The organism is Gordonia sp. N1V, from assembly GCF_029269935.1.
GTDB lineage: Bacteria > Actinomycetota > Actinomycetes > Mycobacteriales > Mycobacteriaceae > Gordonia > Gordonia polyisoprenivorans.
In genome coordinates this window covers 135,380-158,337 of record NZ_JARJDD010000009.1, presented here as the reverse complement: position 1 = coordinate 158,337, position 22,958 = coordinate 135,380, and the positions used below count along the sequence as shown (strand labels likewise).

Below are 22,958 nucleotides of genomic sequence, written 5' to 3'. Positions count from 1 at the left end.
GCCGGCGACCAACCGGCACCGGTCACCACAGGTCGTAGCCGACATTGACGGTCGGGTAGCCGGTGTCGATGTGTGCGTTGATCCAGTAGTTGCCGCTGGTGGTTCCGGTGGCGTTCAGATTGACTGCACCCCTGGCGTTCTCGATGTTGTAGACCGCCTTGGGGCCGAATGCGCCGATCCGGTAGGTGACCATGACGTTCTCCGATGAGCTGTGCGGTGCGTTGGAGACGATGATCTCGGTGGCGCCGGGAGCCAGCTGCGCCCGCGGGGACTGCACCCACTGCCCCGCTCCGGGAGTGGCGCCCTGCAGGAACTCGGTGCGGTTGGTGTGGTTGGTGATCGTCATGGCCACGGTCGGCTCACCGGGTTGGGTGATCGGCACGGTACCGGCGGTGGCCAGACCCGCTCCGCCCAGCACCAGTCCGGTGCCGACCCCGAGGCCGGCGAGACCGATGAGTGCGCGGTTACGGAAGCGGCGGGCTGTGGTGATCGTGTTCATGGGGGTCTCCCTTGCGTCCGTGGCCCGCCGGGTGTGTGGCCGGCGGTCCGTGGTGTTTCTGACACCCATGACTCTGCCGTCGATGAGCGGTTCGCCTCTTCACCTGACCACCGATTCACCGGAGGAACCATGCCTCCCCCGATCGGGGGAGCCTTGACTCCGGCGTGAGACGCTTCTAGTCTTTCGTCTCATGACCCAGGTTGCGTCCCCACCCGACACCGCAGTGCTTGGCCCGGACTCGTTGACCTGGCAGATCTGGGGGACGTGGACCGGCATGTTCCAGGGCCTGTGGGCGGGATCGATGCAGAACATGCATCCCAAGTTGGGGCAGGCCGTCTGGGATCACTCGGACTTCTTCGGAGAGAGATGGCAGCGTCTGCTGCGGTCGTTGTATCCGATCAGCGGCGTCGTCTTCGATCCGGTGGCCACCGATGGTGCGGCCGCGACCGGCCATGAGGTGCGCGACTATCACCGCACCATCAAGGGCACAATGCCGGACGGATCACGTTATCACGCACTCGATCCCGACGTTTTCTACTGGGCGCACGCCACCTTCTGGTACGGCAACGTTCGGCTCTGCGAGCGATTCGGACCCTGGCTCACCGAAGCCCAGAAACGCCAGTTGTTCGAGGAGTCCAAGGTCTGGTACGCGCAGTACGGCGTGTCGATGCGACCTGTTCCCGAGACCTACGAGGACTTCCTCGAGTACTGGGACCACATGTGCCGCAATGTACTCCGCGATCACGAGTCGGTACGCACCGTCCTCGACATCGGCTCGCTACCACCCCCACCGTTTCTGTCGTTCATCCCGGAGGGGTTGTGGCGTCGTCACATCGCACCGCGGAACGCGCGCTTCTTCGTGTGGCTGACCACCGGCTTCTACGACGAGCCCATCCGAGAGATGATGAATCTGCCGTGGAGCGAGGCCGACGAACGACGATTCCGCCTGCTGGGCAGGGTGATCAACCTCGTGATGCACCAACTGACGCCGAAACGCTATCTCCGGCATCCCCGTCCCCGTGATGCATGGGACCGCGTCCGCGGACGCGTGCCGCACTCCGCACCCCTGGTGGAGACGCCCGCCCGCAACCTGCCGCCAGAAGCCGAGCGCGACAACCCGATCCACTACTGCCCCGTGCATGCCGCCCGCACCGCCGACTATCCAACGCACGTCCACGCATCACTCTGACCGACGCCCTTCTCCCGATGGTCGAGGTGCCTTTTCTTGGTGGTCGAGGCATTCTTTCCAGGTGGTCGAGGTGCGACGAGCGCAAGCGAGGAGCCTCGAGACCTCTTGCACCACAGCTGGTTCCACCCCACAGCGGAACCCTGTCACCGCGGGTAGGTAACAATCACCTGCCCCGTCCGCCGGTTCCGCCACTCCACCCTCCGATCGGTGTACAACGTCGGCACCCACTCCGCGAGGTGTTTGCGTTGGTGATCAGCCCGACACAGCGGGATCAGGTCGCCGAGTACTGTCCAGCCTCCCGCCTCGGGGTCGGTGTGGTTGAAGGGTTGCCAGTGGTCGAGGTCGCACAGATGTGACGGCATCCCGCAGTAGGGGTATCGGCACCACGCATCGTTGGCCAGCACCTCAGCGCGCAAGGTGGCGCTGGGTGCATAGGTCAATGCCCCAGGAGGTGGCACGGTGTGACCACCGTGTCCGGTCGGATCCGCCGGCGGTGCCTGCGCGCGGTCGGAGATCTGCGGGATCAACGGACCAGCCGCACGCGCGGATTCGGGGTAATGGATGGTTTTCGCCACCTCGGACAGGGTGGTGGCGTAGCTGGGGTCGATCGGCCCGTATCCCTGCAACCGGGGCACGAGAATCCCGTCCGGGTCCTTCAACACCGTCAGGACGGGTGCGCCGGGCACCACCAGGGCCCGCCCGAACGCGACCGGCACCTCATCACAGGTCGGCTCATCCATGGGGTCGGGGATCTCGGGTTCGACGACCGGCTCGACCAACTCCACCAACTCGACTGCGGGAGCGTCGGCATCGGCGGGTTCGGGTAGCAGGTCGTCCCACGCTGCCGCATCCTCGGCGTCAGCGGGAGTCTCGGCCGACCCGTTGCTGTCGGTGCCGCCTCCTCGTTTTGGGCAGTCATCTTGTCCGCATTCGCAGTCGAGGTGCGCTCCCGGCACACCGGTGATCTCACCCAGTGCGATCACCCGCAGCGACCCCACGCGACGCGGGTCCTTGCGGCAAGTGCGTTCATCGATCAACGCCTCGATCTGCGTTGTGAGAAACACCCCATAATGCGCCGGCACAACCGCATCCAGAGCGGAGTGCCCCGCAACATCGGGGGTGATGGTCACGTTCCCCACCAGGTCGGTGATGGCGTCGCTGTCCTCAATCACGCTGTCGGGGTTCATCGAAATCAACGCGGCGTCAAGCTGCTGCGACAACACCGGATCGGTGGTGGCGCGGGACCCATAATCCAGGACGATCTCCTCAAACGACATCCCGGACTCGTCACCGTCGGTGCTGTCGCTGTCGCTGTCGCTGTCGGTGTGGGTGTCCACGTCGATGTCCCCGCCACGTTGGGCGGCGCGCACCATGATCGAAGCCCGATTCGTCGAAAGTTCCCCGTTCAGATAGGCGGCACGGATCAACGGGAACTTCTCCAACAGCTCCGCCAACGCCACCCAACTCCCGGCCTTACTGCGAGAGACCTTGAACTGCAACGACACCTCGGCCCGGCCGAGTCTCTCGGCATGCTCGACCACCGAACCCCACACACCGGTCTCGGGCCGCCCGGCGAGATGCTCACGAAACACCCGCTCCGCCAGTGCAGCGGCTGCCAGGACCGTCCGGGCCTCGTGTTTACGCGATTGGCGCAACAACTCAGGGCCGGTCTCGGTGAGCTCGTCGCGCGACATCGACGTGATCGCGGCAGCGTCGGCATCCGGATCGGTGAACGTCAACGTGGTCAACACCAGGTACCTCCCCTCCCACGATCGGACGTGATGAGAACAAGTGTACGAAGGGGTACCGACAAAACCGGCGCGATGATCGCCAGGCTGGAGAAATCTGTGGACAACTATTGCTACTCATCGACCGGGCGTCGAATTACGTCGACCGGGCGCTCTGTTGCGTCGAGTGGGTAGTGGATGTGGTTGCGATGCTTGTCATCTCGCCGGGTCTCGAGGCTCGCCGCACGCGGCTCGCACCTCGACCACCGGGGGATCCTTTCCGGTGGTCGAGGTGCCGAGGAGCGCCAGCGACGAGGCCTCGAGACCCCGCTCGCCGACAGGTATCCGCACCACCCGCCGAGCTGGAACCAGCACCGGCACAAGCGGTCTCGAGGCTCGCCGCACGCGGCTCGCACCTCGACCACCGGGCGGGGACCAGCGGAGGGAAGGAAGCCTACGGCCATCGAGCAGAGGATGTCTACCCGGGACGCTACTGCTGGCCGAGGCCTCGCTGCATCGCGCGCTGCACGCGGGCGGCCTCGCGCTTTGCGTACGGATTGGCTTGTCCGGCACGCGAACCCGCGAGTTTGGCACCGATGTGCTCGCCGACGGTGATCGGCGAGTAGCGGCTGCCGGCACCCACGCAGGAGGGCAGTGTGGAGATGGTGGCGTCGATGTTGCCGTCGTGGAAGTAGGCGGCAGATCTGCGGCGTTCGATGGTGCCGTCGACGATGGGCGGCTTGACGCGGTGCAGTGTCGACATCCAGCGTTCGTTGGTCCAGCGCGCCATCAGGTCACCGAGGTTGATGAGGAGCGCACCGTCGGTCGGGGCGACGTCGTGCCACACCCCGTGGTGGTCGAGCACCTGTAACCCGCGCACCTGATCTGCCCAGAGCACGGTAACGATGCCGTAGTCGGTGTGCTCACCCATGCCGGTCAGTTCACCGTCGAGTTCGATCTCGCCGGGCGGCAGCGCATAGTTGTTCATCCGCAGCACGTCGAGGGAATGGTCGGTGTAGCCGTCGAAGAAGTCCGGCGGGAGGTCGAGTGCGTCGGCGAAGATGCGCGTCAGCACGTGTGCGACGCGTCGGGCCTCGACGAAATACGTCGACACCGCAGCCTGGAAATGACTGACCGCGGGCCAGGTGTTGTCGGCGTAGTGATCGGCGGGCAGCTCGAGTCCGGGATACTGCTTCGCCTCGACGCCCACGTTGAATGCCTCGAAGAAATCATTCATCCGCCCCGCCGATTCCACGCCGAGACTCAGCGACAGCGACTCGGATTTCGGGGGTGCATAACCACGGTTGATCTCCGGCGGCGTCCGGTAGGCCTTCTTCTCGTCGAGCGGCAACGCGAAGAAGTCGTCCATGACGGCGGTGAACTCCTCGATCACCGCGGAGGGGATCTGGTGGCCGACGATCTGCATGAATCCGACCGAACTCGCCGCGTCATCGATCTGCGCCGCGACCACCGCGCGGTCGGCGGCGCTACCTCCGTCGGTGTAGGCGGAGATGTCGATGATCGGAACGCGAAAGGAGTCCACGGACTCGTCGACGGTCGCAGTCATGGCCACCATGGTGACACCGATCGAGAGGATTCGCTGATCAGCGCGGCTGCCGCGGTCAGGCGTGTTGGCCGACGCGGTAGCGGACGAAAGCCGGAATGAACAGTGCGGCAACGATGGTCAGCACCACCACGGCCGCTCCGCCGAAGGCCGTGGTCGCCGCGACGCCGACGACCGCTGCCGCCGAACCGTGCGCGACGTCGGCGATGCGCGGACCACCGGCAACCACGACGATGAACACCCCCTGCAGTCGCCCGCGCACCTCGTCGTTGGCCGCGGCCAGCAGGATTGACTGGCGGAAGGCCGCCGAGGCCATGTCGGCGGCGCCGCCGATCATCAACAGCACCAGGACGACCGGCAGCCACGGCATTGCCGACCCGCCGGCGAACCCCACCGCCACACCCGAGAGCGCGATCGCCACACCCCAGATGAGGATGCACATGATCACCGCGAATCCCTGCCGCTGAACACGACTGACCCACCCGGAGAACACCCCGCCGACGACGGCGCCCGCCGAGATCGCGACGAACAGCAGCGCAAAGGCGAGGCCGCCACCGGACGGACCACCGAAGTTCTCGTGCGCCATCTGCGGGAACAGCGCCCGTGGCATGCCGAAGATCATCGCGATCAGATCGACGAGGAAGGACGCCATCAGCACCTTGTGCCGGGCGAGATAGGTCAGGCCGTCGATCACGGACCGCAATCCCGCGACCTTCGGCGCGTGCTCGCTCTCCGGACGCAGCGCAGGCAGCAGGATCACCGCCCACAGCGTGGCGAACAAGAAGATCGTGTCGATCAGGTACAGCACCGAATACCCCAGCACCGGGATCAACGCGCCGCCGACGAGCGGTCCGGCGATCGCGCCGGCCTGCATCACCGTCATGTTCAGCGACAGCGCCGCCGGCAGTTCGGACGCGGGCAGCAACCGCGGGAGCACCGCTGTCCGTGTCGGCTGATTGACCGCGAAGAAGGCCTGCTGAACGGTGAAGAGAGACAGAATGATCCAGACGTTGTTCCAGCCCATCGCCGACTGCAGCCAGAACAGCGCACTGGTGCCGATGAGTCCGAAAGTGGTGACGACCAGGATGAGCCGGCGATCCATGACGTCGGCAAGCGCCCCGCCCCAGAGGCCGAATACGACCAAAGGGACCAAACCGAAAACTCCGGTGAGTCCGACATAGGCTGAGCTATCGGTGATCTCGTAGATCTGCGCAGGCACCGCCACCACGGTGAGCTGCGCGCCGATGACCGTGACGATGTTGGCCCACCACAGTCTCCGGAAATATCGATTGGACAGCGGCCGGGTGTCGGCCAGGAGACGACGCACCGAAACAGCTTAGGGGATCGAAGAATTGCCCCCGGCCGCTCCCCCGCCTACTCCGCCGTCGGCGGCCAGGGTGTCGAGCATCGCCAGACCCTCGCGTGCCCAGGCGATCTCCGCCTCGCTCCGGGCGATCATCCCGGCATAGGTGTGCGCCTTGAAGGCCACGATCCGCTCGTGATCGGAGTCGGGAAAACGCGAGAGCCTGCGCATGATCATCGGATCGGTGCGCGCGACGATTCCCGCGTGCACCGCGAGCAGCAACTGCCGCTGCTCGGTGTGATGGGCGATGTGATCCTCGAAGAATCGCCGCGCGCCCGCGGCATCGGTCCATTCGAGATAGGCGGCCTGTAGGTGGTGGGTGTCGCGCGGCGGCGAGTACGGCAGCGCTCTGCCCGCCCAGTCGATCAGTTCCTCGAGTCCGGCGTCGGTGATCGTGTACTGGGTCTTGGTACTGCGCGGCCCCCAGCGGACGGCGCTGCTCTCCACGAGTCCGTCACCTTGCATCCGCTTGAGTTCGGGATAGATCTGCGAGTCCGGCGCCGACCACACGTGCCCGACCGAACCGCTGAACCGCTTCGCGGCGTCGTATCCGGTCGCCGGCCCGGCGCTGAGCAGGGCCAGCAGTGCGTGTCGCAGGCTCACGGCTGCAGCCGCAGGACTTCCCAGACCCCGTCGACCATCGTCAGACGTATCCGGTTGTGCAGCCGGTTCGCGCGGCCCTGCCAGAATTCGACGCACGCCGGCTCCAGGCGATACCCACCCCACTGCGGGGGCACCGGGACCGGGGTGTCTCCGTCGATGCCGCCACACCGCGCAGCGACGTCGGCCGCCTTCGCCTCCAACTCCGCCCGGCTACCGATGGGACGGGACTGCTCGGAGGCGAGCGCCGAGAGCTGCGACCCCCGCGGCCGTTTGTACCAATAGTCTTGCGTCTCTTCGGGACTCACTCGGACCACCGCGCCCCGGAAGTGCACCTGGCGCTCCAGTGCGATCCACGGGAAGGTCACCGACGCAACGGGATTGGCGTCCAGGTCACGGCCCTTGTCGGAATCGTAGCCGGTGAAGAACACGATTCCGGCGGCGTCGGCGCCCTTGCACAGCACGGTCCGCGTGGCCGGCAACCCATGGGCGTCGACGGTGCCGAGAACCATCGCATTCGGCTCGGGTATCCGCGCGTCGAGGGCCTCGTGCAGCCACACCTCGAACAGGTCGAGCCACGGTGGGTCGCCGCGCAACCAACTCGGATCGAGGTTGTCGCGCACCCCGTCGGCCCCGGCCGCGCGATCTCCGTCGCCGACGTTGGGCGGGATGCCGCCGCCGTACCCGACACGCATGTTGGGCAGGTCGATCCCGGGTCGTCGGGGCCCGCCGTCGATGGATTCGCTCACTGTCCAGACGCTACTCCGGGCGAGTGCCGTGACCAGCGTGGCGGGGCGGTTACTCCCCGGTATGACGGCCTCTGCGGACTGTCCTACAGTGCACACAGAGGATGCCCCCAGCCCGGCATCCCCGGCACAGCGCCGTGCGGAACAGAAGGTGGTCGCAGACATGACGAACAAGATCCCCGACGACTTCGTCCCCGGCCTCGAGGGCGTCGTCGCCTTCACCACCGAGATCGCCGAACCGGACAAGAACGGCGGCAACCTGCGCTACCGCGGTGTCGACATCGAGGATCTCGTCGAGAACAAGGTCACCTTCGCCGACGTGTGGGCACTGCTCGTCGACGGCCGGTTCGGCGACGGTCTGCCACCCGCGGAACCCTTCCCGCTGCCCATCCACACCGGCGACGTCCGCGTCGACGTGCAGGCCGCGCTGGCGATGCTCGCCCCCATCTGGGGCTACCGGCCGCTGCTCGACATCGACGACGCCACCGCCCGCGCGAACCTGGCGCGCGCGTCGGTGATGGCACTGTCCTACGTCGCGCAGTCGGCCCGCGGCATTCACCAACCTGCCGTGCCGCAGCGCATCATCGACGAATGTGACACCGTCACAGCACGATTCATGACCCGGTGGAAGGGCGATCCGGACCCGAAGCACATCGCCGCGATCGACGCCTACTGGGTCGGAGCGGCCGAACACGGACTCAACGCGTCGACGTTCACCGCCCGGGTGATCGCCAGTACCGGAGCCGATGTGGCAGCGGCGCTGTCCGGGGCGATCGGCGCGATGTCGGGGCCGCTGCACGGTGGCGCACCGGCACGGGTGCTGCCGATGATCGAGGAGGTCGAGCGCACCGGGGACGCGCGGGCGCTGGTCAAGGGCATCCTCGACCGCAAGGAAAAGCTGATGGGGTTCGGTCACCGGGTCTATCGCGCCGAGGACCCGCGAGCCCGCGTCCTGCGCCGCACCGCCCAACAGCTCGGGGTGCCGCGCTACGAGGTGGCCGCGGCGTTGGAGCAGGCCGCACTCACCGAACTGCGCGAACGCCGCCCGGACCGCGCGATCGAGACCAACGTCGAGTTCTGGGCGGCGGTCATCCTCGACTACGCCGAGGTACCCACGCACATGATGCCCGCCATGTTCACCTGCGGCCGGACCGCGGGCTGGTGCGCACACATCCTCGAACAGAAGCAGCTCGGCAAACTCGTCCGCCCGGCCGCGCTCTACACCGGCGCCGCACCGCGGCGCCCCGAGGACGTCGAAGGGTGGGGTGACGTGGTCAAACCCGGCCTCTAGTCGACCAATCCGCGACGCCGGCCCGGCGGCTCGGTGACGAAGACTGCCAATTGTCACCAGGGTGTCGGGGGGCGGCGGGCTCTAGAACGAGATGAAGGACCTTTTCGCAGGTCACATCTGGATCGGAGCCCGTCATGAATCTGAAATTCCGCCTTCTCACGGTGGGGGTCGTCGCGACGGCGTTGACCGCACTGGCGGGGTGTTCCACCGCCGAGAACTCCTCGCAAGCAGGGTCGTCGCAAGCCGCCGTAGGCAGTTCCGCACCCAGGCCGGCGAATCCGGCGGTCCCCGGGGGCACCATCATGGTGCCGCCGGACAATCCGTACTACACGTTGCTGGTCGAGGGAACGCAGCCAACCGTCAAGTACGGCCAGGACGTGAACGGTTGCGTCGTGAAGCCGAGCACCTCGTGTGCGAACGCCGATCTGAGCGGCGCGGTGCTGCGCGGAGCGTCGTTTCATTACGCGGACCTGACCGGCGCCAACCTGTCCGGAGCTGCGGTCGCGTTCGCCGGATTCACCTACGCATCGATGGCCAATGCGGATCTGAGTAACACGACACTGACCGGGGTGTCACTCAACGAGATGTACGCGCCCGGGCTGTCGCTGAAGAACTCGAAGCTGCATCTCGGCAGCATCGACAATTCGTACCTACCCGGAGCGAATCTGGCCGGGCTCGACGCGAACTTCGGTGCGGTGGTCGGCTCGAACCTGAGCAAAGCCGATTTGAGCGGCGCCAACCTGTCCGACACCGATTTCAACGGTGACGATCTGACCGGCGCCAACCTGACGAACGTGAATCTCTCGAACGGCGACCTGACCGGCTCGAATCTCACCGGCGCCAACCTCACCGGCGTGACGTACTGCAACACGCTCATGCCGGACGGCAGCGTGAAGAACCCCCACAAGGGGCTCTGCCCGGGCCAGACCCCGCCCGCCGCCACCGGTAACCCCATCCCGCTGCCGGCGAGCAGCCCCTTCTACGGCGCGGTCAACACGCTGATCAACGGAACCCAATTGAGTGCGGGCAGCAAGGTCAACGGGTGCGCGATCGCGGCGTTCACCAAGTGCCCCGGAGCGAATCTCACCAAGGCCAATCTGCAGGGCGGATTCTTCGGTTACGCCACGCTGGACAAGGCCGACCTGTCCGGGAGCAACTTCTACCTGGGCAGCATCGCCTTCGGTCACGCCGATCAGGCCGACTTCAGCCAGATCCAGCTCGGTGGCAATGCAGCGGTCAACGCCAGCATGAACGGCGCGAGGTTCGACCGCGCCGGATTGACTCTCACCAATCTCGTCGGTGCCGACCTGGTCGGCGCATCCTTCGTCGGAGCCGACGGCAGACTCGCCTCGTTCACCGGTGCCGACCTGCGGGGAGCCAACCTCACCGGCGCCAACCTGAGCCAGGGCTCGTTCACCGGAGCGAACCTGACCGGGGCCAACCTCTCCGGGGCCAACCTCACCGGGGCCAACCTCACCGAAGCCAACTTCCTCGGCGCTGATCTCACCACCGCGAACATGGCCGGCGCCACCTTCTGCAACACCTTCATGCCGGACGGAACGGTCAAGAACGCCAGTAGAACCGGCTGCCCGTAAACCCATACCCGCACTGTACGAAGGAGTTTCGTCATGGATTCCAAGAAGATGTTCGTAAGTCTCATCCCGTGGGTGCTGTTCAGTGTGCTCATCAATCGCCGAGGCGCCGACGCCGCCGCCGTCGCCGCCCTCCTCGCGGCCGCCGTGTCGCTGGTCCTGCTGATCAAGAGCATGCAGGAGACCGGCGTGAAGGTACTCGACGTCACCGGCGTCGCGACGTTCGGCGCGTTCGCGGTCGTCGGCTTCTCGGGCGGGTCGCCGGCGACCAACTGGATCGCCGATTACGGACGCGGATCGGCCACCCTCGTCCTGGCGGCGATCATGCTCGGTTCGGTGTTCACCGTGCCGTTCACCGAGCAGTACGCCCGGGAATCGGTGCCCCGCGAGTATTGGACGTCACCGGTGTTCCGCTCGGTCAACCGCAAGATCAGCGCGATGTGGGCCGGTGTGGTCGCGGTGATGGGCGTAGGTCACCTGCTGGCCGGTCTGCTCGATCCCGCGACACAACCGGTTCCGGGTTTCCGACCGGTCGATCTCATCCTGAACTGGGTGCTGCCGATCGGCCTGATCCTGTTCGCGGTCAGGCAGACTCGCGAGCTGAGCACCCACGCGGGCGGGCGGACGGCACCGGTCACGCCCGAGCGACGGTGATCCCGAAGAGCCGGGGATTCTCTCGTGCCATGTCGCTGAGCTCATGCCGCGATTTCACGCCTGCCTTGCCGTAGATGTTGCCGAGGTGATAGCCGACGGTGCTCTGCGTGATGAAGAGCTCGCGTGCGATCTGGGCATAGCTCATCCCGCTGAGCAACAGCGTCAGGACGTCGTGCTCACGGTCGGTCAGAACGACCCCGCCGGCGAGCGCCTGCACCGGCGGTGCGGGCTCGGAGAGGATCACCCGAATGCGTTCCACGAACGGCGCTGCGCCGAGTCGGTCGTAGATGGACTCCGCTTGCCGCAGCGAATCACCGGCCTCGCGATGCTGCCCCAACAGCCTGGCCAGCCGTGCATGATCTGCCAGCAGATGCGCCCGGTACAGCGGGAGAGCGAGATCCATGGCGACGGCCGCGGTCAGCGCCGTCAACGCTTGCGGTCCCTCACCTCGGGCCTCGTGGATCAGCCCGCGGAACCACGAGGCCACTGCCGGTGCCCAGTCCGCGGCCGGTTCGGCGCGGGTGAGTCGACCGATCGCGGCATGTGCTTCATCGAGTCGCTTGGCCCAGATCAGGGCGGGTATGTAGGTGAGTAGCAGGGCCGGACCGGCACGGGAGGTGTCGGTGATCTCGAACGGGGTGCCACGCAATTCGGCGAGCGCCGTGGCCTGCTCGGCGGCCGAACCGCCGGCGTGGGCGCGGACCAGCAGCGTGTTCACGAACTGCAGGCACGCCGGCTCCCATGGCGATTCGGTCAGCAGCTCGCGGGCCGACTCGATCAGGTCATCGGCTTCGGCGAACCGGCCCGCACCACTGTCGACCAGCGGCGCGATGGCCGCGGTCAACTGATGTACCACGGTGCCGGCGAGGTCGAGGGCCTTGCGGGAGGTCAGCGCAGCCCGACCCCAATCACCGGACAGCCACTGGACGAATCCGAGCTGCGCGTGAAACGATCCGGCACCGACATCCGTCGAGTCCTCGATGCGGCGCGTGGCCTCGGTCAGGTCGTCGGAGGCCGCACGCGTCAGACCCATCGTCGCCCGCAGTGAACCCCGAAAAGCGAGTGCGCCCGTCGCCGTCAACGGCACCGCCAGCGCTGCCGGAAGACCGGACAGTTGTGCGAGCACGGCAGTTATCCCGAAGCGACGAATCGATACCTGGCCGGCGACGACCAGCTCGATTCCGCGGATCGCCCCGTCGTCGGTGTCATCGGGCCGAACCATCTCGGCGCGGTCGATCCCGTCGGCGATGAGGTCGATCGGATGGCCCAGGCACGCGCGAGCCCAAGCGAGCAGCACCTCGGCGCGGTAGCGCAGCCGCGCCCGGTCGATCTGCCCCGAGCCAGCGGCAATCGGCCCAGAGGTGATCGGTTCGGCGGTGATCGGTTCGAGCTCGGCGACGGCGTCGCGGTACCGCCTTTCCTGGATTGCGTAACGACCCAGGACCAAGGCCCTCCAGATCGCGTCGCCGGCCATCCGGATGGCGTCGAGTTCGGCGCGCACGGTCGCGAAGTCGTAATTCAACACCACGTTGTACAGCGATTCGAGCCAACGTCGTTCGTGTACCGCAGGATCGGCCGTCAGCGCCGCGGCCCAGCGGAGGTACTGCGCAGCCTGCCGAAACGACCGCCGGCCGTACAGCTCATGCGCGTACGCCTCGAGCTCGTCGGCGAGACCGTCGTCGTACCGGGCGGCCGCCGCGCGTCGGTGCTGCAGTGCCATCGCCCGAGACGTCACGAGGGGTGCCGCACGCAGGTGGAGCTCACGCAGCTGTGTCAGCGGGGTCTGCTGGTACACCGCGGCACGGATCAGCGCGTGGGACGGACGCACCTGCAGTGGTTCATCCAATCGTCGAATATCTACCAGCTCGGCCGCACGCAACTCCTCGACGACTCCGGTCGGCTCGCCGACCTCGGCGACCGCCGAAACCAGAGCCAGCGACGACCACGTCCAGCCCAACACGCTCGCCGCGCGCAGCACGGCGAGGGCCGCGTCGGACAGTCGTGAAGTCCGCGCGGCGATCGTGCGGGCGAACGCGGCCGGCGCCGGCAACACGTCTGCAGTCGAGAGATCGGTCAGCTCGTGTTCGGCGAGAAGGGTTTTCAGATACAACGGGTTACCGCCGGTGTGTTCGTGCAGCCGACCCACCAGTTCGTCGGAGATACTCGGCCACCGACGACGTGCCATCTCGGCCACCTGCCCGCGCGTCAGACCGGTCAGCGTGATCGTCACCGCTGCGCCGGGACCCTCGATCCACCGCTTCCAGTCGGGGTGTTGCCCAGGCGCCGGCGGCCGCGTGCCGACCGCCACCAGCAGCCGATCCCCGGCGGTGCGTCGCAACAGCCAGAGCAGCGCATCGACCGACTCCGGGTCAGCCCACTGCAGGTCGTCGGCGACCAGCAGTACCGGTCCGGCGGCGGCCAACGCATCGAGGCGGTCACGCAGTCCTTGGGCAGCCACCCGGGGCGTGGATTGCCCACCGTCGAACATTCGACCCGGTTCGACTCCCCATTGGGTCAGCAGCGCATACGGTGCGCGATCGTTCTGCACGCCGTCGGCCGTCAGGACCCGAAAATTTCGTGCTTGCGCGATCAGGTCCGCCAGGAGGCTGGTCTTGCCGAGTCCGGGTTCGCCCTCGACCACCAGAACCGTCGGCACGCCGCCCTCGGCGCGATCGAGCACCGAGGTGAACAGGCCCGGATCGACGCCGTTCCATTCCAGCACAGTGAGCCCCTGGCCTCGATCGCGTGGTGCGCCCGGCGCGCATACCGGACATCGCGAACATACTCCCGTATCAACTCTCCGTCGCACCTCACCACGTGAGGCAGACTGGGGACGGGATCCGCGACGGCCGCGGGCCACCTCCAGCGAAAGGACCCATCGACGTGTCGAAGAACGCGAAGATCGCTCTCATCATCGTCGGCCTCGGGCTGATCGTGGCGCTACTGGTGTTCTTGCGGCGGGAGAAGACCCTCGTGGACGCGGCCACCGCGAAGATCGAGGAGACGATCGACGAGCTCGATCCCGCGGCCAAGGCCGCCGTGGTGGCGCGTCTGGGCATCGAGGTCAAGGACAAGGCGATCGAGGCCAAGGACATCGCCGTCGGCACCGCCAAGGGCCTCGCGGGCTGACTTCGCCGAGCTGACGCTGCTCAGCCGATGTCGCGGTGTCGGAACGAGATCCATCCGACCAGCACGAGTCCGCCGGCGACGCACAGCATCACCACCACCGGCAGCCATCGCATCGGCTCCACCGGGACGAGCGGGACGTGGGTGAACGGCGACAGGTCGTCGACCCACTGCGGCAGGTTGAACATCCCCGACAGCGGACCGAGAAGCAGGGCGACGACCACCACCGGCCACCCCAGGTGCACCAGCACGGGCGCCACCGCATAGAGCGCCACCACCAGTGCGCCGATGACGAACATCGCCGGAAGCTGGACCGCGGCGATCTGCGCCTGATGCGCGGCGGGCGTTGCCCAACCACCGCCGGCGATGCCGTTGCCGACGACGATGCACACCGCGGTGACGACCATCGCCGCCACCAGCCCGCCACCGGCGACGAGCGCGTAGGCCAGGAAGTACCGACCTCGCGCCGTCGGGGTCGCGAGCACGGCTTCGGCGCGGCCCGAGGCCTCCTCGGTGCGCATCCGTTCGGCGAGGGTGACCGCCCACGCGCCGGCCGCGACGGCGAGGATCGAGGTCATCGTCACCGCGAACACGGTGCTCAGACCGATGCCGCCCAGACGTGCCGAGAGTACGTCGGTGACCAGCTGATTCCCTTGTGCCAGTTGGTCGACCGACGGTCCCATGAAGCCGATGACGAGTGCGTAGACACCGAGTCCACCGAGCCATGACCGAAGCAGCGGCGTCGAGGTCTGCGCGACCATCGCCTCCACGTTCGGCAGCCGGTCGGTGCCCGCGGGGCCGGGTCGCGGGGCGATGAGGCCGCCGCCGAGATCGCGATGGCCGGCCACCCAGCCCGCCGCCGCACCACAACCGGCCAGCACCGCGAGGTCCGCGAGCAGCGGCCACGCGTTGTTGGCGCCGAACGGGTCCATCACCTGCGCCCAGCCGACCGGGCTGATCCACCGCAACCACCCCACGTCGCCGGTGGCGTCCGGGATTCCGCGCAACAGATAGCCAACGAGGACGACCGAGGCGCCGACGAGATTGCCGATGTGCCCGGTCGCCGCCACCTGCGCGGTCAGCAATCCGACGCCGACCGCGGCGAGCGCGGTGCCGGCGTACTGGGCGAAGACGATGCCGACCGACGCGGCATCCGCGCCGAACCCGAAGAGCATCAACGACATCGGCGCCGCCACCGCGATCCCGAACAGCGACGCGACGCTGGCCGCCGCCGCGGTCGGCGCGAGCGGCCCGACCACCCCGGACCGGATCAGTTCCGCACGACCGAGCTCCTCCTCCCGGCGGGTCTGGCGCACCACCATCAACACCGTGCACACGCCGAGCGCGGCGATCATGAAAAGACCTGCGCGCCAGACGGTTGCCGAGGCGATGGACTGGATGTGCACGGTATCGCCGAGCAGGAAACGGAAGGCGGCGTTGGCCCCCGGACCGGCCGCCAGCAAGCGTCGCTTCTCCGGCGTTCCATAGGCCGAGGCGATCGAGGCCGCGGTCGCCAGATTCACCAGCACGAAGATGACCACCGTGACCGGTGCCAGAATCCGTTCGCGCCGCAGCGCCAGCCCGAACAGCAGCCGGTAGCCGGTGATCACCGGGCCTCCAGACGTTCACCGTAGGCATGCAGGAACAACTCCTCCAGGCTTGGTGGGGTCACCGCGAGCGTGCGCACATCCCGGTCTGCCAGCTCCCTTGTCACCGCGACCAATCCGGTGTCATCGACGGTGAAGGTGACCTCGCCCTCGGCCCGCTGCTCGAAGTCGTGGACACCGGTCACCGAGGCCAGGTCGGCGGAGTCGCCGGCGACGGTCGCGGTCACCCGGGAGCGTCGTAGGTGCCGCAAGTCGCGCAGCGAGCCGGACTGGACGGTGCGGCCGTCACGGATGATCGTCACGGTGTCGCAGAGCTGTTCGACCTCGGCGAGGATGTGACTCGACATCAGCACCGCCGATCCCTGTGTCGCACACTCCCGTACGCATTCGGTGAACTGATGGGTCATCAGCGGATCGAGTCCCGACGTGGGCTCGTCGAGGATGAGCAACTCCGTGTCGGTGGCCAGCGCGGCGATCAGGGCCACCTTCTGCCGGTTGCCCTTGGAATAGGTGGAGGCCTTCTTTGTCGGGTCGAGGTCGAAACGATCAATGAGTTCGGCTCGGCGGGATGCGGATTCGGCCCGGATGCCCCGCAGCGACAACAGCAGATCGATACATTGACCGCCGGTCAGCTGCGGCCAGAGGTTCACATCCCCGGGTACGTAGGCCAGCCGCGAATGGATCGCGACGGCGTCGGCATGAGGGTCGGCACCGAAGACGCGCACCGTGCCGCCGTCATATCGATAGAGTCCGAGCAGCACCCGGATGGTGGTCGACTTACCGGCGCCATTGGGTCCGAGGAAACCCGCGACCTCACCGGGGCGCACCCGCAGGTCCAATCCGTCGAGGACACGGAACGAGCCGAAATGCTTTGTCAGCCCGGCAACCTCGATCACCGGGCCGGGTGAACCCACTCGGCCCTCATGTGCGTCGGTCATCGTCGTCCTCCTGGTTTGTCGTCCTGATAGCGCAGCACCACATCGAGCAGTGAGTCGTCGGCCATGACGCCGTGGACCGCGAGTTCGGTCGCCGGGATCACCACCCGGTCGGTGTGCGAACGCAGGATCGCACCGGCATCCGACCAGTCCTCCGGCGGATTCATCACGAGGTCGACCAGCAGCGCACCGAGGGACTGGGCGAGGAGGTAACGCGCTCGGGCCGGCTCGTCCCGGGAGGGTCTGATCGTCCCGTCGGCGACACCGGCCCGAAGGGTGACCTCGGCATCGGCAGCGAGCTGTTCGAGCAGTTCGCGCGCCATGTCTCCCCCGGCCTGCAGACTCCGAATGAGATAGACCATGCGCGGCCCTTGGTCTTCGAGCGTGTCCATCTGGGCCAGGATCGACGCGAAAGCCGGTGCGCCGGGCGATCTCTCGAGACTCTCCCGGTTCGCCTCACGAGTCTGGCGCAGCACGTGGGCATCACATTCACGCCGTAACGCGTCCTTGCTCCCGAAGTGGTGGATCACCAGACCCGGACTGACTCCTGCGGCCTCGGCGATCGCGCGGACCGAGGCCCCGAAGCCGGAGCGGGCGAAAATCTCGATCGCGGTGTCGCGCAGGCGCGCACGGGTGTTCCGGTCGTCACCGGCGACCGAATCCGAACCCCGCTCGGCTATACGCATGTTCAATAGGCTAAACATGCGTTCAGCTTCGGTCAAGGGTGCGCATCTGCCTCGTCGTCGCAGGACGACGGGCCGCGGCGCAGTGGCGAGGGCCACAGCCCTAGAATTGCGCCCATGAGCGACGCCGCCACCCCGATCACCCTTCCCGCCGACCTGCTGCCCGCCGACGGGCGTTTCGGTTGTGGACCGTCCAAGGTGCGGCCGGAGCAGCTGCAATCCCTCGTCGACATCGGCGCCTCGGTGATCGGCACCAGCCATCGTCAGGCCCCGGTGAAGAACGTGGTGGGCTCGGTGCGCGAAGGACTGTCGCAACTGTTCGCCCTCCCCGACGGCTACGAGATCGTGCTGTCCAACGGCGGCACCACCGCCTTCTGGGATGCCGCGTCGTTCGGCCTGATCAAGCGCCGCTCCCTGCACCTGACCTACGGTGAGTTCTCGTCGAAGTTCGCCACCGTCGCCAAGAAGGCGCCGTTCCTCGATTCCCCCGCGGTGATCTCGACCGATCCCGGTACCGCCCCCGACCCGGCCGCGCTGACGGCCGACGACTTCGGTGGCGTCGATCTGATCGGCTGGGCCCACAACGAGACCTCCACGGGTGTCGCGGTGCCGGTCTCCCGCCCCGACGGCGCCGACGACGCGCTGATCGCCATCGACGCGACCTCCGGCGCCGGCGGACTGCCCGTCGACATCGCCGCGACCGACGTCTATTACTTCGCCCCGCAGAAGTGCTTCGCCGCCGACGGCGGCATCTGGCTGGCCGCGATGAGCCCGGCGGCCCTCGCCCGGATCGAACAGATCGCCGGCACCGACCGCTGGTGCCCGGAGTTCCTGTCGCTGCCGACCGCGGTCGACAACAGTCGCAAGAACCAGACCTACAACACCCCGGCGCTGTCGACATTGCTGTTGCTGGACAACCAGATCCAGTGGATGCTCGGCAACGGCGGCCTGGACTGGTGCGTCTCACGTACCGCCGATTCGAGTTCGCGCCTGTACTCCTGGGCCGAGAAGTCGGAATTCGCAACGCCGTTCGTCACCGACCCAACCCTGCGTAGCCAGGTCGTCGGCACCATCGACTTCGACGACGAGATCGATGCGGCCGCCGTCGCCAAGACCCTGCGCGCCAACGGCGTCGTCGACACCGAGCCGTACCGCAAGTTGGGCCGAAACCAGTTGCGAATCGGGATGTTTCCGGCAATCGACCCTGACGATGTCAGCAAGCTCACCGCGAGCATCGACTACATCGTCGAGCGCCTGTAGCCCGCGGGCGCATACTCGATGAGGTGACCACCAGCCAGCCCAGTCATCTCGATCGCCGGCGTGCCGAATCCTTCGGTCCGGTCGCCGACGCCTACGACCGCTACCGTCCGCCGTTCCCGCCCGAGGTCATCGAGCGACTCCTACCTGTCCCGGGCATGTCGGTGCTCGACGTCGGCGCAGGCACGGGCATGGTCTCGGCGCCGATGGCCGCGGCCGGCGCGAGCGTGCTCGCCGTCGAACCCGACCCACTGATGGCCGAGAAGGCCCGCGCGAAGGGCATCGTCGTCGAGGAGGCGACCTTCGAGGAATGGGATGCGCGTGGACGCACCTTTGATCTGGTGGTCTTCGCCCGCTCGCCCACTGGGTCGACCCACAGGTCGCACTCGCCCGCATCCCTTCGCTGCTCAACCCCGACGGCCGCCTGGCCCTGCTGTGGAACCGCGCGGCGGCCATCGAGCCCTCAGAAGCACGGATCCGCGAGATCTACCGGGAGGTGTGCGGCGCGGACGCGGTGCCGACCACCCGGGAGGCATCACGCGCCGAGGACCGCGCGCACGAACTGCTGACGAGCGCCGGACTGACGCCGACCATCGATCGATTCGCCGTCGAGACCCACCTGAGCACCGAGGATTACGTGAACCTGGCGTTCACGTACTCGCGCCAGCTCACCCTCGATGCGGACACCGCGGCGCGATTGCGCTCCCGTCTCACCGAGTTCCTCGGGAACGACGGGGTACGCGTGCGCAACAGCACCGTGGCACTCGTGTGCCGAGCACCGGTGACGGCCTGACCGAGCGGGCCCACACGCTACCCTGGAGCACATACGTCCCATCCGACGCATGGGTCACGTCCGCCACTGTCGGGCTGAACTGCGCGTTTCCGCCGTACCGCCGGGCGACTCCGGCCCGCGTGTCCGGCCCGATCCGCGACGTTCGGTGGTCTAACCTGGCCACAATGCCCGCACTCGTGGTCAACCGGAGGAGGAGCAGATGCGTGAACTTCGAGTGGTCGGCGTCGACGCCGGCGGCTCCCGAGTCATCTGCCAAGACGTCGAGTCGGGTGAGAAGTTCACCATTGCCGCCGATGAACGCCTCCGTGCCGCCGCCCGCGGCGATCTGTCCCGCCTGGGACAGATCGAGATCGAGATGACCAGCTCACTGCGACCACGCGAGATCCAGTCCCGCATCCGGGCCGGCGCCACCGTCGCCGAGGTCGCCGCCATCGCCGGGGTCAGCACCGACAAGATCGAACGATTCGCCCACCCGGTACTGCTCGAACGCAGCCGGGCCGCCGAACTCGCCGCGCTGGCTCATCCCCTGCGTCACGACGGCCCCTCGGAACTCACCCTCGGCGACGTCGTCACCGAGGGGCTCGTCGCGTTCGGCCAGAATCCGTCGGAGGCGGCCTGGGACGCCTGGAAGGGCGAGGACGGCTACTGGGCGGTGCAGATCGCCTGGCAGGTCGGCCACACCGAGCATCGCGCGCACTGGCGGTATCACCCCGGTGCGCACGGCGGAACCGCCGACCCGCTCGACGACCTCGCCGAGGAGCTGACCCACCCAGAACTGATCGAGCCGCGCCGACGCCTGACACCTGTCGCGACCCCGGTCATCACTCCGGTTCCCGCGCCCGTCGTCGACGTCGACGATGCGGGCCGCGAGCAGGTCACCCTCGACGCCGACTCGATCATCGGTGCCCAACGCAGCCGACACGATCCCGCGCATGCCCCCTTCGACGAGCACGGCACCTACGCACTCGATTTCGACTCCGCAGACCCGCACGGCACCGAACCGCACGGGCGCCACCGCGACGACGTCGAGGTCGGCACCGAACCCTCGGAGACCTCCGACGACGTCGCGACGGCCGAGGACGCCGACAGCCACGCCGTCGACACCGACAGCGCCGACGATTCGGCGCACACCACCGACGACGCACCGCCCGCGCCGACCCCGGTCACCGCGCAGCGTCGGCGCAAGTCACGCAAACCACCGGTACCTGCCTGGGAGGACGTCCTGCTGGGTGTCCGTAGCAATCCGAACAGCTGAGGGGGACGATGTCGGCGCGCGCAGTCACACTCTGGTTCATCGATACCGATGATCCTGCGCGAGTGATCCGTGACGGAGTCACCAACGACGTGACCGCTGCCGGACGCCTGGCGTCGGCCATCTACGGCGACAGCGTCCTACTGCCGATGGTCGACACCGACCTCGCGTCGGCGATGAGTGCGACGGATTCGCACGTCTACGCCGGTTTCTACGGGCCGCTGAGCGTGTTGTCGTGCTCGCTGTTCGCCACCGAGCGGCCCAGCACACTCACGCGGACGATCGCGTCGATCCAGCGCAGTGCCGCAGCCACGGTGCTCTACACCGATCCGGCCACCGGCACCGGCGCCTTCGCCCGATGGGAGAACGGGGAGCTACGGCGCTCGTTCTCGGCGACACCGGTGGACTACTTCGAAGACGAGGGCGTGCCCTTCGGATTCGAAGGACCGTTCTGGGGCGGCGAACATCCGCTGCGCTACGCCGACGGGGTGGCCCCCGACCCGCTGGCCCTGCCTTTTCACCCGCAGCAACTCGCCGAGGAATCCAACCGGGCCTGGCTCGGTTTCCGCTTCACCCATCCCCTCGCGCCGACCGACTCCGACCCGGCCCGAATCCCGGTGACCGCGTTCGCCATTCATCCGGCGGACTACCAACCGACGAGCGAGGACATCGAGCGCTACCACGCCGCGTCACGTGCGCGGGCGACACCACCGCCGACGCCCGACGAACAGGGCGGCGGTGAACCGAAACGCGGCCGCGGCCGGCTGGCCCGGTACTTCGGCTTCGGCGGCTCCTGACACCTCGGTCACCGCAACGTTTTTCGCTGTCGCTACGACATGGCGAACAGAGCGATACCCGAACCGACCCCGGCGAGCAGCCCGGTGAGCGCACCCCACACGATCCACCGCCACACCGGGCGAAACCTGAAGTCCCACAACGTCCACGCAGTCGCCGGGGCCAGCACGAAGATCGCGACGAGACCGACGCCGTGCGCCAGCGACTCCGCCAGACTGTAGACCCCGACGGTCACCAGCGAGCAGAAGGCCACAGCCACCGCACTGACGAGCAGCCCGAGTGTCCACGGCGTCGGCTCGTGGCGGCGCCATGGCTCGAGGTCGGCACCATCGGCCGATCCCGCGATCACCCGCTGCGGCTCGGGGATGTACATCGTCCACGCGGGGGTGCGGTCGGCGGTGCGCTCGCCCGAATCGCTCATTGCCCCATCGTGCCCGACCGGACGCGCTCATAGAAGGCGATCGCCGCCGCGGTGGCGACATTGAGCGAGTCGGTGCCCCGACTCATCGGGATCCGTGCCTGCACATGGGTGGCACGCATGGTGGCCCTGGCCAGTCCGGGGCCCTCGGCGCCGACGAGGAAGGCGACGCGCTCGGCGTCCACCGACTCGGCCAGGACCGCGGCCTGCGGGTCCGGGGTCAGCGACACCGTGGTGAAACCATGCCGGTGCACGTCGTCGAGTCCCGCGGGCCACTCGTCGAATTGCGCGGACGGCACCAACAGGGCGTGCCCCATCGACACCCGCACACTGCGCCGATAGAGCGGATCGGCACAGCCCGACCCGAACAAGACGGCGTCGACCCCGAGCCCCGCGGCATTACGGAAGATCGACCCGATGTTCTCGTGGTCGTTGACGCCTTCGAGGATCGCCACCGTCCGCGCGCCGGCGAGCACCTCATCGACGTGGCGGACCGGTGGTCGGCGGGCCACCCCCAGGACCCCGCGATTGAGATGGAACCCGACGATCTCGGCCATCACCTCGGCAGTGGCCCGATAGAACGGGACGGCCGCGTCGGTGTTCTCCGGCCCGACCACCCGCACGTCGTCGGCAAGTTCGTCGAGTCGCCGCGAAACCCCGAGGAAGGCGTGCGGGGTGAAGCGGGAGGCGATCATCCGTTGGGCGACGAGGACGCCCTCGGCGATGACCAGACCCCGGCCACGCCGGCCGCCGGGCAGGGCGGGTAGATCCGGACGCCGGTCGACCGAATTGAGATCGCGGAAGTCGTCGACCCGCTCGTCGGCGGGATCGTCGATGTCGATCACCCGCACCGGCAGTCTCCCGGCC

Annotated in this window: 22 protein-coding genes; 10 read left to right on the top strand and 12 right to left on the bottom strand. The window is 67.7% G+C overall.

Annotation, left to right across the window (positions count from 1 at the left end):
* Positions 1-22 precede the first annotated feature (22 nt).
* Positions 23-499, bottom strand: coding sequence for a hypothetical protein (locus P3L18_RS14015; RefSeq protein ID WP_276114377.1), 477 nt, complete (start codon positions 497-499; stop codon positions 23-25).
* Positions 500-689: 190 nt separating this feature from the next.
* Here P3L18_RS14015 and P3L18_RS14010 point away from each other — a divergent pair, with 190 nt between their 5' ends.
* Entirely contained in the window at positions 690-1,688 is a 999-nt protein-coding gene (locus P3L18_RS14010; protein WP_079929084.1) for an oxygenase MpaB family protein, read from the top strand.
* Positions 1,689-1,831: 143 nt separating this feature from the next.
* On the opposite strand, the gene P3L18_RS14005 is transcribed toward P3L18_RS14010, so the two are convergent.
* The 5 genes from P3L18_RS14005 to pdxH form a co-directional block, all read right to left on the bottom strand.
* Entirely contained in the window at positions 1,832-3,439 is a 1,608-nt protein-coding gene (locus tag P3L18_RS14005) for an HNH endonuclease signature motif containing protein (protein WP_276114376.1), read from the bottom strand.
* A 466-nt stretch (positions 3,440-3,905) separates the two neighbouring features.
* Positions 3,906-4,991, bottom strand: a complete 1,086-nt coding sequence (locus P3L18_RS14000) for a 2-oxoglutarate and iron-dependent oxygenase domain-containing protein (protein WP_020170244.1) — start codon at positions 4,989-4,991, stop codon at positions 3,906-3,908.
* 46 nt (positions 4,992-5,037) lie between these two features.
* The gene (locus tag P3L18_RS13995; protein WP_020170243.1) at positions 5,038-6,306 is read right to left on the bottom strand and encodes an MFS transporter; all 1,269 of its coding nucleotides are present in this window, start codon (positions 6,304-6,306) and stop codon (positions 5,038-5,040) included.
* Positions 6,307-6,315: 9 nt separating this feature from the next.
* A complete protein-coding gene (locus tag P3L18_RS13990) occupies positions 6,316-6,945 on the bottom strand; it encodes a PadR family transcriptional regulator (RefSeq protein ID WP_276114375.1) in 630 nt (209 codons plus the stop codon).
* Positions 6,942-7,637 (bottom strand): pyridoxamine 5'-phosphate oxidase, encoded by a 696-nt coding sequence (gene pdxH / locus P3L18_RS13985; RefSeq protein WP_172398756.1) that lies wholly within the window; start codon positions 7,635-7,637, stop codon positions 6,942-6,944. Before pdxH ends, P3L18_RS13990 begins: the two co-directional genes overlap by 4 nt.
* Positions 7,638-7,851: 214 nt before the next feature.
* Between pdxH and P3L18_RS13980 the strand changes: the two genes are divergently transcribed.
* The 3 genes from P3L18_RS13980 to P3L18_RS13970 all read left to right on the top strand — a co-directional run bounded on the left by P3L18_RS13980 (position 7,852) and on the right by P3L18_RS13970 (position 11,225).
* Positions 7,852-8,979, top strand: coding sequence for a citrate synthase 2 (locus P3L18_RS13980; RefSeq protein ID WP_006368225.1), 1,128 nt, complete (start codon positions 7,852-7,854; stop codon positions 8,977-8,979).
* A gap of 134 nt (positions 8,980-9,113) precedes the next feature.
* Positions 9,114-10,574, top strand: coding sequence for a pentapeptide repeat-containing protein (locus P3L18_RS13975; protein ID WP_276114374.1), 1,461 nt, complete (start codon positions 9,114-9,116; stop codon positions 10,572-10,574).
* 33 nt (positions 10,575-10,607) lie between these two features.
* A complete protein-coding gene (locus tag P3L18_RS13970; protein WP_276114373.1) occupies positions 10,608-11,225 on the top strand; it encodes a hypothetical protein in 618 nt (205 codons plus the stop codon).
* Here the strand turns inward: P3L18_RS13970 and P3L18_RS13965 are convergent.
* A complete protein-coding gene (locus P3L18_RS13965; RefSeq protein WP_276114372.1) occupies positions 11,206-13,947 on the bottom strand; it encodes a LuxR C-terminal-related transcriptional regulator in 2,742 nt (913 codons plus the stop codon). The two genes, P3L18_RS13970 and P3L18_RS13965, sit on opposite strands and share 20 nt — an antisense overlap.
* A 161-nt stretch (positions 13,948-14,108) precedes the next feature.
* Between P3L18_RS13965 and P3L18_RS13960 the strand changes: the two genes are divergently transcribed.
* Positions 14,109-14,354, top strand: a complete 246-nt coding sequence (locus P3L18_RS13960) for a hypothetical protein (RefSeq protein WP_006368223.1) — start codon at positions 14,109-14,111, stop codon at positions 14,352-14,354.
* A 20-nt stretch (positions 14,355-14,374) separates the two neighbouring features.
* Here P3L18_RS13960 and P3L18_RS13955 read toward each other — a convergent pair whose 3' ends face one another.
* From P3L18_RS13955 to P3L18_RS13945, 3 genes are read right to left on the bottom strand one after another with little or no spacing between them, the layout of a single operon-like run.
* Positions 14,375-15,961 (bottom strand): ABC transporter permease, encoded by a 1,587-nt coding sequence (locus P3L18_RS13955; RefSeq protein ID WP_276114371.1) that lies wholly within the window; start codon positions 15,959-15,961, stop codon positions 14,375-14,377.
* Positions 15,958-16,896, bottom strand: coding sequence for an ABC transporter ATP-binding protein (locus P3L18_RS13950; RefSeq protein ID WP_276114370.1), 939 nt, complete (start codon positions 16,894-16,896; stop codon positions 15,958-15,960). Before P3L18_RS13950 ends, P3L18_RS13955 begins: the two co-directional genes overlap by 4 nt.
* A complete protein-coding gene (locus tag P3L18_RS13945) occupies positions 16,893-17,579 on the bottom strand; it encodes a TetR family transcriptional regulator (protein ID WP_006368220.1) in 687 nt (228 codons plus the stop codon). The genes P3L18_RS13950 and P3L18_RS13945 overlap by 4 nt, the downstream gene beginning before the upstream one ends.
* Before the next feature lie 114 nt (positions 17,580-17,693).
* Here P3L18_RS13945 and serC point away from each other — a divergent pair, with 114 nt between their 5' ends.
* The 5 genes from serC to P3L18_RS13920 all read left to right on the top strand — a co-directional run bounded on the left by serC (position 17,694) and on the right by P3L18_RS13920 (position 21,675).
* The gene (serC, locus tag P3L18_RS13940) at positions 17,694-18,836 is read left to right on the top strand and encodes a phosphoserine transaminase (RefSeq protein WP_006368219.1); all 1,143 of its coding nucleotides are present in this window, start codon (positions 17,694-17,696) and stop codon (positions 18,834-18,836) included.
* Between the two features lie 23 nt (positions 18,837-18,859).
* Complete coding sequence (locus P3L18_RS13935; protein ID WP_276114369.1) at positions 18,860-19,402, top strand: class I SAM-dependent methyltransferase; 543 nt, start codon at positions 18,860-18,862, stop codon at positions 19,400-19,402.
* On the top strand, positions 19,348-19,626 hold the full coding sequence (locus tag P3L18_RS13930) for a hypothetical protein (protein ID WP_276114368.1): 279 nt from the start codon (positions 19,348-19,350) through the stop codon (positions 19,624-19,626). The genes P3L18_RS13935 and P3L18_RS13930 overlap by 55 nt, the downstream gene beginning before the upstream one ends.
* 199 nt (positions 19,627-19,825) lie before the next feature.
* Positions 19,826-20,881, top strand: a complete 1,056-nt coding sequence (gene sepH, locus P3L18_RS13925) for a septation protein SepH (RefSeq protein ID WP_014361256.1) — start codon at positions 19,826-19,828, stop codon at positions 20,879-20,881.
* 8 nt (positions 20,882-20,889) lie between these two features.
* The gene (locus P3L18_RS13920; protein WP_006368214.1) at positions 20,890-21,675 is read left to right on the top strand and encodes a hypothetical protein; all 786 of its coding nucleotides are present in this window, start codon (positions 20,890-20,892) and stop codon (positions 21,673-21,675) included.
* 32 nt (positions 21,676-21,707) lie between these two features.
* Here the strand turns inward: P3L18_RS13920 and P3L18_RS13915 are convergent, their stop codons facing one another.
* Together P3L18_RS13915 and P3L18_RS13910 are read right to left on the bottom strand one after the other, a co-directional pair.
* Positions 21,708-22,094: a DUF2537 domain-containing protein gene (locus tag P3L18_RS13915; protein WP_020170231.1), complete on the bottom strand. Its 387-nt coding sequence runs from the start codon at positions 22,092-22,094 to the stop codon at positions 21,708-21,710.
* On the bottom strand, positions 22,091-22,942 hold the full coding sequence (locus tag P3L18_RS13910) for an RNA methyltransferase (RefSeq protein WP_079929082.1): 852 nt from the start codon (positions 22,940-22,942) through the stop codon (positions 22,091-22,093). Before P3L18_RS13910 ends, P3L18_RS13915 begins: the two co-directional genes overlap by 4 nt.
* Positions 22,943-22,958 lie beyond the last annotated feature (16 nt).